The organism is Carnobacterium alterfunditum DSM 5972 (genome assembly GCF_000744115.1).
Taxonomy (GTDB): Bacteria; Bacillota; Bacilli; order Lactobacillales; family Carnobacteriaceae; genus Carnobacterium_B; species Carnobacterium_B alterfunditum.
In genome coordinates, this window is the sequence record NZ_JQLG01000004.1 from 907,048 (window position 1) to 919,538 (window position 12,491).

Here is a 12,491-nt window from a genome sequence, read left to right on the forward strand (position 1 = left end):
GGGTTCTTTTTTTATATCGGTCTTTAGCACATAATTGTGTGGCATAACAAACAAAAATGAGTCTCATTGCTATGACTATTTAGATTTATTTTTATAATTCGTATAAGAAAACCAACAGCCTAATCAAACGAACAAACTAAAATATATATAATCTACACCATTTGAAAATCCTTTAGCACTTCTTAATACATATGTTAGTAGTGCTAATATCAGTATTACTCAAATTTGCTTCTTCATTCTCATTTTGATGCTGCATGTCCTTATGGGTACTCCATTGTACTATTTTTTTTATTTTACTTTCCGTTTGATTCTTTTCATAATTTCATATTTCAAGAACCAAGAAACTGCAATTAAAGTTACCAAACCAAGTAGTTGAATTTCGAATGTTGCTTTTAACCATAGTTTAGCAGTTATTAAAATGATAAATAGTAAAAGACCAATTAAAGTTCCTGTTTCTTTTTTCATACATACCCTCCAAAGTGGCCATTATGTTTTTTTAAAAGCCTTTTATTTTTTAAATTTATTGTTTTTATAGCACCTAAATTAATCGATTTTTAATAATATTGATTGATTTAAGTACCCCACCTAGCAAGGGATCTATCACAAAAAAATGTACTAAATAAATGGTTTAAGTAGAGAATCTTAAGTCAATTTCATTATATAACAAAATCAGGAATTCAATTGCACAAAGGATTTTTATTTTCTGCAAAAAAGTTCAAAAATATTAATTTTCCTGTTTCTCATGTGACTTAACGGGCAAAGATAACGTTTTCATGATACAATGAAATTATCACATTAAGAGGAGGTTATTTTTATGGCAAAAGAAACATTTCGTGCAGTAGCTCAATCAATGGGTGGAATGAAAGTTTCATGTACATCAAGGAATTTTGAATTTATTTTAGATGAACCAAAAAATTTAGGCGGATCAAATGAAGGAATGAATCCGGTAGAAGCTTTATTATCCTCTCTTGGGGCATGTAAAGTTATTGTAGCTCAGTCTTTCGCTAAAGCGCATGGCATAAATTTAAACGATATCCGTGTAGAAATAGATGGAGTATTAGATCCTGATGGTTTTATGGGGAAAAATAAAGCAGCTAAAATAGGCTATTCTGCAATCGTTTCTAAATTTTATATTAAAGCTGATAATACTGATGAAGAAATTTCAGATTTTATCGCTTTTATCGATCGTACTTGTCCAGTAGCTGATACTATTAAAAATGCACCTAAGACTGAATCAGAAATCCATAAATTATAAACTATGAATTAAAAAAAATTCCTTTCATCTTATATTGCACCCTAGAAATTAGAAAAAAACTAATTTTTGGAGTGTTTTTTTAGTTGTGTATCTACAATACTATTAAAAAATAGCTACCCAAAAAATTTAGATTTCACTCTAACTTTTGGGGTAGCTACTTTTAGAAACTCTTCGGCACTCTTTTTTAAATGGTTATTCTTTTTTCTCTGTCTCTTGTTCTGGAACATTAATTATGGCTGAAGTACCTTCTCCTTTAACCAATGGTTCTTTTCCGTCCCATTTTTCGATGTACTCTTTTTGCAACAATTCAGGAGAAATAGATTGTTGTAACACTTCGTTTGCTTTAGCTTCACCTTCTGCTTGAATAATACCAGCAGCGGCTTCACCTTCTGCAACGATCCGTTTTTGTTCAGAGTCTAATTTGGCATTCTCGATTTGTGTTTTCTTTAATTCATTTTCTTGAGAAGCCTTAACACGTGCATCGATGCTTTTTTGTGTTTCAGCATCTGCTTCAGGAGTACCCAGTGTTACATCTGTGATGATAAACCCCATATCTTTCACTTCTTCAGCAAACTTATCTGTTATCGCTTGAGAAGCCTCACCGGATTTAGAACCATAAATATCAAGAACGGTGTAACTACTCACAACATCGCGAGAGGATTTGTAAAGTTTGTTATACAAGTAACCCTCTTGAATATCTTCTACATTTTGAGAGCCTAACTCTTTAAAGATATTTAGAACTTTTTTCTTGTCTACCTGCATTTGGTAACGCACAGACATTTTCAATTTCTTTCCGTCTGTTGTACTTACGGATACACTATTTTTCATTGTTTGAACACGTATTGGGTACTCAGTTGTTTTCTCCATCAAACCAATTAGGTGCCAACCGGCGCTAAGGACTTCCTTGCTCCCACCTGAAGGGGAATAAACAACAGCTACTTTACCTTCGTCAACTTTTTCTACAAATAATAAAAATCCAAACACCAATACAATTGCTAAAATAAGACTAATAACTAAATTTTTAATTGCTTTATAACTCATCTTTCTCTTCATCCTTTTCTTGTTTCAAATTTTGTTTCTCTGCTACATGTTCGATGTTCTCTACTACTGAAAATAATTTATTCAATAAAGGCAGGATGATTAAAAAAACGATAACCACAGCAATGATTACGAATACCGCCATTCTTAACATAATGACTACCGCGCTCCTTTCATTTAGTACTTCTATCTAACTAAGTATATACGCTTGATGAAAAACACCAATAAAATGGGTTCTCACAATGGCAACCTTACATGAAAATCGCTTACTTTTCAATTCAAATATTATAGTAACCCACTCTGATGATGATTCATCCTCAGATTCCAAGCTGATATTAATAAAAGAATTTATTTAACCTGTTATATATTACATGTTTTTTGTTTAGTACATCATATTTCATTTTCAAAAAATACTACTTCAATTATAAATTTTTCTGTTTCTCCGGTTAACGACCCAGAAAAAACAACGTTTTCATAATACAATGAAGCTATTAAATTAATAAGAAGTTATTTTTATGGCCTACGAAACATTTCGTGCAGTAGCTAAGTCGATCTGATACGAAAGAATATTTACCTGGAGAACTAACAGGTGGTGTGAGTACTGTTGTAAAAGGAGATGCATATAGAGTTTATTAGCATTTATTTTTGCACATATTAGATCAATCCTTATGCTTCAAAAAATACAATTCAATTAGTAGTAGCTACAATTTAGATTGTCCTTATTTGAAAAAAGAGTGCTCCCAAATAATTGGCTCTTCGTCAAATGGTATGGATACTTCAAAATAAAATTTCTTCTGGAATGGACGGGTTTGCTTGTGGAGCCATTGGACCGCTTGTAAGCCTGTAGTTTTACAGACTTTCAAGCTTCAAACAAAACATAATCGCTAAAGCGCCAACGTTTTGTAATTCTCATTGAATCTTACACATGGCTACAAGCAACCCTATTCCTCCAGAAATTTTGGGTAAGTAATTCGATTAAATCTATCAACACTAAAAATTATAGAACCAAATAATTTTTGAAGTACTCTTTCTTAGTTTATAGGAATATTTATAAACTTGCTGATTCCTTATTCATTTTATCAGGACATCCTATATTTAGTACTAACAAATTCTATTTCCCGTTTTTACTGCGCTGAGTATGGTAAAATCAAAGCACTATTATTGGTTAAAAAACAGCTTTTATTTGGTAGAAAAATCAAGAAAATCAGTAGATTTATAAAACACTTTATTTAAAGGAGGAAAACAAAATGAAAGCTGCAAAAATCGTTGCATGGATTTGCTTGCTGGCTATGACAGCCGGATTGGTTAATGCATTCGTAAATGGGGATTTTTTGGTTGACGGTGGAACATTACTCGAAAATCCATGGGGAATCATGTCTATGATCGATCTATACGTAGGATTCACCCTATTTTCAATATGGATCGTCTACCGGGAAAAAACTATGTGGAAAACCATCATCTGGGTTGTCACAATGATGATATTTGGTTTTTTCATAGGCAGTATTTATGTTTTAAAAGCACTGTATGAGTCAAAAGGAGACTGGTCAGTCGCTTTCCATGGCGTACAGAGGAGTGTTAGTGATGGAGAAAATTAAAGAGTGGCTAGAACAACTTTCACTTGTATTTGAGAAAAAAACAATCGATGCTCTCTTCCCCCCGTTGATATTTTTTCTAGCTAATCAGTTCCTGTCTCTTGAGCTTGCTAGTGGGGTAACCCTGCTTTACCTGCTTCTCGTCATCCTATATAGAATAATTAAAGGTCATACAAAAAAATACGTTCTAGTTGGCGTAGGAGGTGTCTTGCTTTCTATTGGATTTAGTTTATTGTCTGGAGATGCAATCAATTATTATCTTCCAGGTTTAATTACAACAAGCCTGATTGTCATCGCATGCGTTGTGTCTCTTGTTATTCGCCGCCCAATGGCCGCTTTGTTGAGTCATTTAACCAGAGGATGGCCAATCGAATGGTACTTGCGAGACGATATTCGTCCTGCTTATCGAAACGTCACGATAATGTGGGCTGCTTATTTTATGCTCCGACTAAGCATACAAGTTCCGCTATTTTTAATGGGCGAATTCGCGATTTATTTTTATATCAATTCTATTTTGGGTTGGCCGATGACTATAATTCTCCTTATTTCCACTTATGTATTAGGAATTAAAGGTCTGAGAAAATTATCAGGTCCAAGCGTTGAAGAATTTTTAAACGGAAAAAAACCTCCTTTTGAAGGCCAGAAAAAAGGGTTTTAACATAGCCTCCATATTAAAAGCACGTATCTCAAGCGATACGTGCTTTTTCAAGGTCTATAATTTTTGGTGTTAATAGATCAGTTGATCACTTACTTGAAATTTCTGGCGGAATAGGGTTGCTTGTAGCCTAAAATGAAGCACTGTGGGCAAATATCGCCCAAGTGTATCATGTTTGTAAGCTGCTAAAGCAGCAACAACCATGACAACTTCCTTTTAGGCTTCAAGCTTTCCCATGGCCACACAAGCAAATCCGTTTTTCCAGAAGAAATTTCTTTTGAAACACCAATACTATTTGACGCAGAACCTATATTAAAAGCACGTATCTTAAGAGATACGTGCTTTTTTTGATTGCATTTTTTTATTTAAAGCATAGCAGAAAAATAATAACTAATAATTGATACGAGTCCGCCTAAAGTTGTACCCCAAGTCAAATCGATAATAGTAATTTTTAATGGCCATTTATCGAGCGTTGCTAAATTGGTCAAATCATAAGTTGCGTAAGTAATAAAACCAAAGAACATCCCTCTTAGCAGTGCTTCAAGTATGCTTTCTGACAATAAAGCTGGGTCAATAACAAAGAATACTAATCCAAGGACAAAAATCAAATAAAATATGATAGCTGCTATCCAATTAGGTTTATCTTTCATAATAAAGCCAATTTGATCTTTATATAACTTATTGGCAATTAGAGCTAACCAAACTATATCAATTAAGAAAAATACGGCAAGCGTGATCATGTAAATAATAACATATTCCATCATTAGACAACCTCCTATTTAGTAATGTACGCCACTGCAACGGCACCAACACCAGCACCTAATGCGATCACTCCGGAACTATTCGTAATGTATTCTGGTTCTTTATTTAATGTATTATTCAGTGCATCAGCAAATTCTTTCCCTAACTGAGGATCATCTACATATGTAACAGCGTAGTGTTCGATCCCTTTTGTTTCGTTGATATGTTTCATGTGTTTCAGGATTTTTTTAAGTGCTCTGTTGGGGTCAAAAGCAATCTTAAAAATCTTACCTTCACCCTTTTCATCCAAGGTGATGATCGGTTTTAACCCTACTTTCTTGGCGATCCCACCTGCGCGCACACTTAGTCTCCCTGAAGCGATCATATTATCCAGCGTATTGATTTTAACCAAGATTTTAGACTGGTTAATCGATTGTGCTGCAGCTGACAAAATCTCATCAACTGATTTATCAGCTCTTAAGTTCTCAATCGCTTGCCAAACGATTAATCCTTCCGCAACGGAATTTTGTTTCGTATCTATGATATGGATTGCTTGCTTGTTCTCATTGAACTTTTCAGCAGCTTTTGAAAAAACATTATAGGTCCCGCTTAATGCTTGTGCAACGGAGAAAACCACAACATTCTCATAATAAGACAATAAATAATGATAAGTATTTTCGATACTCTTGATTGTTGGTTGTGATGAAGTTGGGTGGATATTTTTTGCCTTAGCTATATCAAAAAGTTTTTCATTAGTAACTGTTAACTTATCGATATACGATTCCTCTCCGACCAACAGCGATATATGGACCACATGAACTTGTGCGTCATCAATCAACTCTTTTGGTAAGTCTGCGATCGAATCAGTCATAATAACAGTCTTGTATTTTCGATTGTGGATTCGGTCATACTGTTGAACCATATCATCGACCTTCTGTTCAATGATCTTTCCATGCCCTGAAAGACGTTCAAACAATTCGGCTGGATCATTAGTATGGATGTGTAATCTAGTTTTCTTTTTCCCTTTAACTTGAACGATCGAATCACCAATATCAGATATAAGACCTTTTAAATCAGCAACATCTGACCCCTGCTCAATTAAAGCTTCAGTACAATACCGATAACGATAGTCACCATTATCATGATCATGCTGTTCGATTGCTGGAATAATTTCTTCTATTTCTGTGATTTCCTTTGAAATCAAACGCCCTTGAATGCCATCTAAAAAGCCTTTGATAAAGTACGCAAATCCTTTAGCCCCTGAATCAACGACAAATGATTTCTTTAGAACTTTTAACTGATCAGTTGTGTTTTCAACTGCATCCTCCACCTTTTTTAAAGCTGTTTCAAGTAGTGTATCAAAGGTTTCATGACTACTTAGTTCTTTGCTTAATGCATCATAAAAGACGGTCATGGTGGTTAGCATTGTCCCTTCAACAGGATTTTCTACTGCTTGATAGGCATATTCCATCCCGTTTTTACTTGCCAAAACAAAAGCTTCTTTTGTAATGACTTTTTCTGCCGTTATCCCTTCGCTAAATCCTTGAAAGTATTGGGCAAAAATCAAACCCGAATTCCCTCTTGCTCCAATAATAGCTGAATCTGCAATAGACTCTAAGGTTGTCTTGGTATTTTCTTTTAATTCTGAATGGTAAACGATGCTGTTCATAGTAGAGAAGAGATTACTTCCTGTATCCCCATCAGCCACTGGAAAGACATTAATATTATTTAAGAATAATCGGTTGTTCATGACCTCTTTTGCACCATTGATCAAGCTGTTATATAATTCGTCGTGTGTTATTGTATCCATATTTGTCCCCTATCTTTTTGTTACAGTCAGATCAGTCAATTACACTTTGATATACGTTGCGTCCATACAATAATTTGAAATCACTTTTTGCTTACCCTGTTGCTTTAACTAAGAGTTGATTCCCTATACTATAAGCAACTAAATAGCTCTATTAAGAAATTTGTATAGGTCTAACTATCTGACGAACGTAACAAAATGGTTAAATGAGTTTAGTGTACATATCTACATAAATTGTACACTAAAATGTATAAGTCTGTCATTAAAACTGACTGATTTATACAGTTAAAAAATCAAATTGGTTTAATTTGGTTATGTGGCTCTTTTTTAAATAGACACAAAAATTAATTATCATAAAAAACCATGTGTGAGGAGTAACTACTACCTTCCCCACACACAGCTTCATAAACTTCATTTAGTAAACTATTTTTAACGCTCAGCTATACTACATTATTTTTTAGTGAAAGGAAAAAGCATTGGAACTCTTTTGGTATAGTCTTCCCATCCATCGTATTTCTCCATATTCTTCTCTAGCAATGGAGTTGATACTTTGATCAATACGGTACTCATTAAAATAGGTGAGATCACTAATAACATATAATAAAACGGGTTGATAGAATTAGTAAAGAACAATGTAATACCACTAGCATATAATCCGATCCAAATTATGATCTCGCCAAAATAGTTTGGATGGCGTGTGATTGACCACAATCCCGATTGTAGAAGGGAATGTGTTTTTTTATTGATGTGTCGTCTTAGTTGTTCATCACCAACTACTTCAAAGAACAGTCCTACTAGTGAAATGAACAATGCCGCATACACGAAATAGCGGTGAGCTGAATCAAAACTAAATTCGTTGTATTTGATTACCACATAGCTTGCAGATCCAACGATAAAGTTAATAATGCCTTGGATCATGAACACTCTGAAAAAGGCGATGATGACTACTTGATCACCCCACTCTTCGCGCCACTGTGCATATCTGAAATCTTCGGGTTTGCCATAATTTCTTTTTAATAACCGGAATGATAACCTAAGACCCCACACACTAATAAATCCAACAATAGCATATGATAAAACTGTGGGCTCCTCAGTGACAAATAATGTGAGCCAACTTCCCACAACGAAGCCCATTCCCCAACCGATATCGACAATTGAATTGTTTTTAATCACTGTTGCGATAATAAAGATGATCGTAAAATAAACAAAAGTAAAAATTAATGGAACAAGTAGTCCGTCCAAACCTATATTCGTGAATCCTTGTGTTGCTATTGCTAATGTTGCTAAAAGTAATAGCGTATAAATTAAAATTCTTTTCTTATCCATATTCCACCTCTTTCAAATTTTTATCCATCGTGCTATACCAAAAAAAACAAAATAATTTAGCTAGTCCCATCCATATGGGATATTAGTTTCATTATACACTAATATATAATAAGTAATCGAGACAAATCTTTAAACTTAGTCCCAAATTTATCCTCCTTTTAATTAGAACGATTTCTATTTAGGATTTTAGATCCAATAAAGTAAATAATTACACCTGATATAGCTGATAAGTAGATAATTAAATTGTTGAAACTTGCGCCCCCAAAGAAAAACAGTAAAAGAACCGTCGCGCTATACAAAATTTGACTTGCTAATTGTTTAGATCTATTTACTTTGTTGCCTCTATCATCTTCGGTTTCATCTTTTGATAAAAACCAAAACGTTATAAGAGAGAGACCTATTAAAACGATTAAAAATAAGGATACAGTATTTGAATAATCTATCCTATTGAATGATAAATAGTTTATAAAAAAACGATCTACTGCAATAACTCCTATACTGATCGCACCAGCTATCAATGCTTCTCTCGTTTTTGCTCCAGCTTTTACGCTAAAGACCATGGCTAAAATAAAGACCATTAAGTATATACTGTTTCCGTTATTTAAAGATAGGTAGGTAGTAAGTCCTAGCACTGAAAATATATCAAACGTGGTCAACTCTTTTCCTGTAATCCCATTTACGATCCTCATAAGTACAAGTATCCAAACAACCACTAAGAGCTGAACATTTTCATAATAAAACACATTTAGAAATGAAAATGCAGCAGCTAGAAATGCTGCATACTCATGTTTTGGATCAAGTTCTCTAACGAGCGCCCACGTTAAAAACACCCCAAAACCGATATAAACACCTGATAGAACATTTCTGGTCAACATCCATCCGATAGCAGCTGTTAATACTGATGATAGTGCTATCATCTGATTTGTTTTATAACTAAAATCCATATTTCTTCCTAATGTAAACATACATCCACTCCTTAATGAATACATTATACCCTAACTTTAGATAATTAATAAACCATTGCCTCGGCTCTATTTTAAAATCCGATCCAGTTCTTCTGCTATTACTTGATACCCTGAACCATTTGGATGAAATTCATCTGGAGAGAGATATTCGGTTAAATGGTATTTAAACAATTCATAAGTCGGTACATAGGCAAATTTAACATCTGAATCGATGATTAAACGCGTTTCATAGTTCCATTCTAAAAGTAATCTAGTTTTTTCTGGTTCCTCTTTGCTGTATGGATCGTATAAACCGATCAACGCTAGCTGTGCATCTGGATTAATGGTTCTGATCTCTTTTATAATAAGCGCTAGATTTTCTTTGTAGTTTTTGAGTGCTTCTTCAAACGCAAGTGTTAAAGAGACACTGTCTTCATACTCTAAGCGGTTTAAATCGTTTCCTCCAATTGAAATAATGATCAAATTTGCCTTTGAAATACTAGCTTTATTCTCGGCACTTTTAATCAAATTTACGAGTTCATTACTTTCGTAGCTTGGTACTGAAATATTCGTGATAGTTCTTTTATTCCCATCTTCCTCATCAATCAAATCGAGATATCTTTTTCCGATACCTAAATTTTCTTCATCCCCTACTCCAAATCCGATCGAGTCGCCAAGGATGAGTATTTCAGAAGCATCCTCTGAGATACTCTCTCCTTCTTCTGGTTTAAGGGTTGAGCTTTCAAACTGTTGTTCTGTAGGAACACTCTCTTCACTCTTACTTACAACTATAGAGGCAATAAAACCTGTTATAAATACAATCGATAATACTATTGAAATCACTAATAACAGTGGCCATATGACTTTTTTATACATAGCTATGCTCCTTAATAGTCGATTTAAACTAAGACATCTTTGCGATTAAAGACTGTAAAACTTATTACCAATGATAATACCGCCCAAGCACTTAATGTAAGAATCGAAAAGTTTAAACTCATTCCTTCAATCGGCTGATAGGACCCCGTTAAATAGCGAGTAAGATCTAAATTTGTCACAAAAAAATACTTGACTAATTTCCATTCAGATAAGAAAAACTGTAAAAATTGTCCACCAATTAAAGCTGCCATCAATATACCTATAGCTGACGAGCTATTATCAACTAGCACTGAGATCATCAGCGTTATCGAGGCTATCACGATAGACACAAACCACAACAACGAATATATCAATAAAGTGTATTGAAATCGGGAGATCAATATCGTTGAAGTTGAATTCAATTCACCCTCAACTAAACTAAACCCGGTTACTATAGGTTCACTAAATCCCCATTGTTGAAAAAACAAATAGGATACTAAAGTAGCTAGGACAGCAATAATGAACACTAGAATCGTAGTCATAATTATGAGTGCTACATACTTACTCAATAATATTTTCCATCTGGGTACTGCTCTCGTGAGTAAAATTTTAATGGTTTTTTTAGAGAATTCATTTGAAACTAAATCTGCAGCTAAAATCACAATAAGCAGCGGTATAAATAACGTGATCCCTTGTTCGACAAATTGAACATTAAATTTAGACGCTGTAGGCGTTATAGGGTTGATATCATTCTCAATAAAATAATTCAATTGCTGAATTTCTCGATCGATCGATGCTCTGACTTCCTTTGGTATGAATTCATTATTACTCCGTTCTTCAAGATCATCGAGTCGTTGGGTAGTCAAGGCTTTCCAATCGTATGCTACACCACCAGATTCCGCTTCAAATTTTTTTATATTATTATCATAAGAATATTTTTGTCCATATGAAAGCAAACTCACAAAAATTAGAAGTAACATAACGATCAGGAGCATTTTTTTCTTTAATAAAATTTTTATTATCTCATTTTGTGTTAACGAAATCATGCTATCACACCTTTATCCGATTTTATGTTTATCTGTAAGGGTTAAAAATAAATCTTCTAACGTTCTCTTTTTATTTTCAACATATTTGATTTCTATCCCCGAATTGAATAAAGCTTTATTTATTTCCGAAAGCCTTTCTACGCTAGCTAATGCTGTTACATTTTTTGCATCAATAGCTGACTCGATAGCAAACTTATTTTTAAGGACGGATTGAGTCTTTTTGGGATCATCTACTGTCCAAACAACTTCACCCGTAGCTAAAACTTCATCGATTGCTGCATTTCTAATAATGCTTCCGTCATCTATGATACTGACTCGATCACACATCAATTGAACTTCACTAATTAGATGCGAAGAAATCAACACTGAAATACCCTTTTCTTTAGCCAATTTTTTTACGATTTCTCTAAACTCATGTATGCCTTGAGGATCAAGTCCGTTTGTAGGCTCATCCAAAATCAACAGTTTCGGTTTGTGGATCAGTGCCTGAGCTAACCCGATTCTTTGTTTCATTCCCATTGAATAAACCTCAACTTTATCATGGATCCGATTTCCCATACCGACTAACTCTACAGCTTCATCGATATCTTTTTTAGTGACCCCTGTTGACATACTACCTAATATTTCAAGATTCCTATACCCGCTCATATAATCATAAAGATCAGGACCTTCAATAATACAACCTACATTAGACATTGCTTTTATATAATCTTTTTTGATGGAATACCCACAGATTTTTATATCTCCGGAAGTCGGCTTTGATAAGCCTACGATCATCCTTAAAGTTGTTGTTTTTCCAGATCCATTGGGTCCTAAAAAACCTAATATTTCCCCCTGTTTGATATCAAAACTGACATCTTTTATAATTAGCTTTTTCTTGATTCGTTTTGTTATATTTGAAACTTTCAATACCGATGTCTCCATAATAAACCTCTTTTCAAAGATTGTTTTATCCCAGTGAGTTTTCGTCAATTTCTTTTTAGATCAGACTACTTCGTCGCTTTTCTTTCACTGTTTGGATGCAATACGACATCCTGAAAACAGTTGGATTTTCTGATCAAATAAGCGACCGCTATTCTTCACCTACGTTAGTTGATTTAAAATCAAATAAAGTAGTAGTATAGATTCCATCCTTATGGTTTCTATACTACTACTCTTACTACAATTTGTATCTTTTTAAGTCTGGTATCTTAAAAAATCGACTTTTATGCTTCGAATATTTGTTGCTGAAA

The 12,491-nt window shown here is 34.0% G+C and carries 13 protein-coding genes; 3 read left to right on the forward strand and 10 right to left on the reverse strand.

The window, feature by feature from the left end; genetic code table 11:
* Positions 1-288: 288 nt before the first annotated feature.
* Positions 289-465: a hypothetical protein gene (locus BR50_RS12735; protein WP_156097500.1), complete on the reverse strand. Its 177-nt coding sequence runs from the start codon at positions 463-465 to the stop codon at positions 289-291.
* Between the two features lie 349 nt (positions 466-814).
* Here BR50_RS12735 and BR50_RS04710 point away from each other — a divergent pair, with 349 nt between their 5' ends.
* The gene (locus tag BR50_RS04710) at positions 815-1,255 is read left to right on the forward strand and encodes an OsmC family protein (protein WP_034546745.1); all 441 of its coding nucleotides are present in this window, start codon (positions 815-817) and stop codon (positions 1,253-1,255) included.
* Between the two features lie 192 nt (positions 1,256-1,447).
* On the opposite strand, the gene BR50_RS04715 is transcribed toward BR50_RS04710, so the two are convergent.
* Together BR50_RS04715 and BR50_RS12740 are read right to left on the reverse strand one after the other, a co-directional pair.
* Positions 1,448-2,296 (reverse strand): SPFH domain-containing protein, encoded by an 849-nt coding sequence (locus BR50_RS04715; protein ID WP_051905740.1) that lies wholly within the window; start codon positions 2,294-2,296, stop codon positions 1,448-1,450.
* Positions 2,286-2,447: a hypothetical protein gene (locus BR50_RS12740; protein ID WP_156097501.1), complete on the reverse strand. Its 162-nt coding sequence runs from the start codon at positions 2,445-2,447 to the stop codon at positions 2,286-2,288. Before BR50_RS12740 ends, BR50_RS04715 begins: the two co-directional genes overlap by 11 nt.
* A gap of 1,093 nt (positions 2,448-3,540) precedes the next feature.
* Here BR50_RS12740 and BR50_RS12405 point away from each other — a divergent pair.
* Together BR50_RS12405 and BR50_RS04725 are read left to right on the forward strand one after the other, a co-directional pair.
* A complete protein-coding gene (locus BR50_RS12405) occupies positions 3,541-3,888 on the forward strand; it encodes a DUF1475 family protein (protein WP_051905741.1) in 348 nt (115 codons plus the stop codon).
* Positions 3,875-4,543 carry a DUF3159 domain-containing protein gene (locus BR50_RS04725; RefSeq protein WP_034546749.1) on the forward strand — a complete coding sequence of 223 codons (669 nt, stop codon included), beginning with the start codon at positions 3,875-3,877 and terminating at the stop codon, positions 4,541-4,543. Before BR50_RS12405 ends, BR50_RS04725 begins: the two co-directional genes overlap by 14 nt.
* Before the next feature lie 362 nt (positions 4,544-4,905).
* Here BR50_RS04725 and BR50_RS04730 read toward each other — a convergent pair whose 3' ends face one another.
* The 7 genes from BR50_RS04730 to BR50_RS04760 form a co-directional block, all read right to left on the reverse strand.
* The gene (locus tag BR50_RS04730) at positions 4,906-5,304 is read right to left on the reverse strand and encodes a DUF2177 family protein (RefSeq protein WP_245792751.1); all 399 of its coding nucleotides are present in this window, start codon (positions 5,302-5,304) and stop codon (positions 4,906-4,908) included.
* An 11-nt stretch (positions 5,305-5,315) separates the two neighbouring features.
* Positions 5,316-7,091 (reverse strand): DegV family protein, encoded by a 1,776-nt coding sequence (locus BR50_RS04735; protein WP_051905742.1) that lies wholly within the window; start codon positions 7,089-7,091, stop codon positions 5,316-5,318.
* Between the two features lie 447 nt (positions 7,092-7,538).
* Positions 7,539-8,414, reverse strand: coding sequence for a DUF1295 domain-containing protein (locus tag BR50_RS04740; protein ID WP_051905743.1), 876 nt, complete (start codon positions 8,412-8,414; stop codon positions 7,539-7,541).
* A 158-nt stretch (positions 8,415-8,572) separates the two neighbouring features.
* Positions 8,573-9,379, reverse strand: coding sequence for a hypothetical protein (locus BR50_RS04745; protein ID WP_034546751.1), 807 nt, complete (start codon positions 9,377-9,379; stop codon positions 8,573-8,575).
* A gap of 66 nt (positions 9,380-9,445) precedes the next feature.
* A complete protein-coding gene (locus tag BR50_RS04750; protein ID WP_034546753.1) occupies positions 9,446-10,234 on the reverse strand; it encodes a GDSL-type esterase/lipase family protein in 789 nt (262 codons plus the stop codon).
* Positions 10,235-10,257: 23 nt separating this feature from the next.
* Positions 10,258-11,259 (reverse strand): ABC transporter permease, encoded by a 1,002-nt coding sequence (locus BR50_RS04755; RefSeq protein ID WP_034546755.1) that lies wholly within the window; start codon positions 11,257-11,259, stop codon positions 10,258-10,260.
* 12 nt (positions 11,260-11,271) lie between these two features.
* Positions 11,272-12,183 carry an ABC transporter ATP-binding protein gene (locus BR50_RS04760; RefSeq protein ID WP_034546757.1) on the reverse strand — a complete coding sequence of 304 codons (912 nt, stop codon included), beginning with the start codon at positions 12,181-12,183 and terminating at the stop codon, positions 11,272-11,274.
* Positions 12,184-12,491: the final 308 nt, after the last annotated feature.

Bases quoted from the DNA above. Each gene is read 5' to 3' on its own strand.
- BR50_RS12735 (WP_156097500.1), bottom strand. From the start codon at position 465: ATGAAAAAAGAAACAGGAACTTTAATTGGTCTTTTACTATTTATCATT.
- BR50_RS04710 (WP_034546745.1), top strand. From the start codon at position 815: ATGGCAAAAGAAACATTTCGTGCAGTAGCTCAATCAATGGGTGGAATG.
- BR50_RS04715 (WP_051905740.1), bottom strand. From the start codon at position 2,296: ATGAGTTATAAAGCAATTAAAAATTTAGTTATTAGTCTTATTTTAGCA.
- BR50_RS12740 (WP_156097501.1), bottom strand. From the start codon at position 2,447: ATGTTAAGAATGGCGGTATTCGTAATCATTGCTGTGGTTATCGTTTTT.
- BR50_RS12405 (WP_051905741.1), top strand. From the start codon at position 3,541: ATGAAAGCTGCAAAAATCGTTGCATGGATTTGCTTGCTGGCTATGACA.
- BR50_RS04725 (WP_034546749.1), top strand. From the start codon at position 3,875: ATGGAGAAAATTAAAGAGTGGCTAGAACAACTTTCACTTGTATTTGAG.
- BR50_RS04730 (WP_245792751.1), bottom strand. From the start codon at position 5,304: ATGATGGAATATGTTATTATTTACATGATCACGCTTGCCGTATTTTTC.
- BR50_RS04735 (WP_051905742.1), bottom strand. From the start codon at position 7,091: ATGGATACAATAACACACGACGAATTATATAACAGCTTGATCAATGGT.
- BR50_RS04740 (WP_051905743.1), bottom strand. From the start codon at position 8,414: ATGGATAAGAAAAGAATTTTAATTTATACGCTATTACTTTTAGCAACA.
- BR50_RS04745 (WP_034546751.1), bottom strand. From the start codon at position 9,379: ATGTTTACATTAGGAAGAAATATGGATTTTAGTTATAAAACAAATCAG.
- BR50_RS04750 (WP_034546753.1), bottom strand. From the start codon at position 10,234: ATGTATAAAAAAGTCATATGGCCACTGTTATTAGTGATTTCAATAGTA.
- BR50_RS04755 (WP_034546755.1), bottom strand. From the start codon at position 11,259: ATGATTTCGTTAACACAAAATGAGATAATAAAAATTTTATTAAAGAAA.
- BR50_RS04760 (WP_034546757.1), bottom strand. From the start codon at position 12,183: ATGGAGACATCGGTATTGAAAGTTTCAAATATAACAAAACGAATCAAG.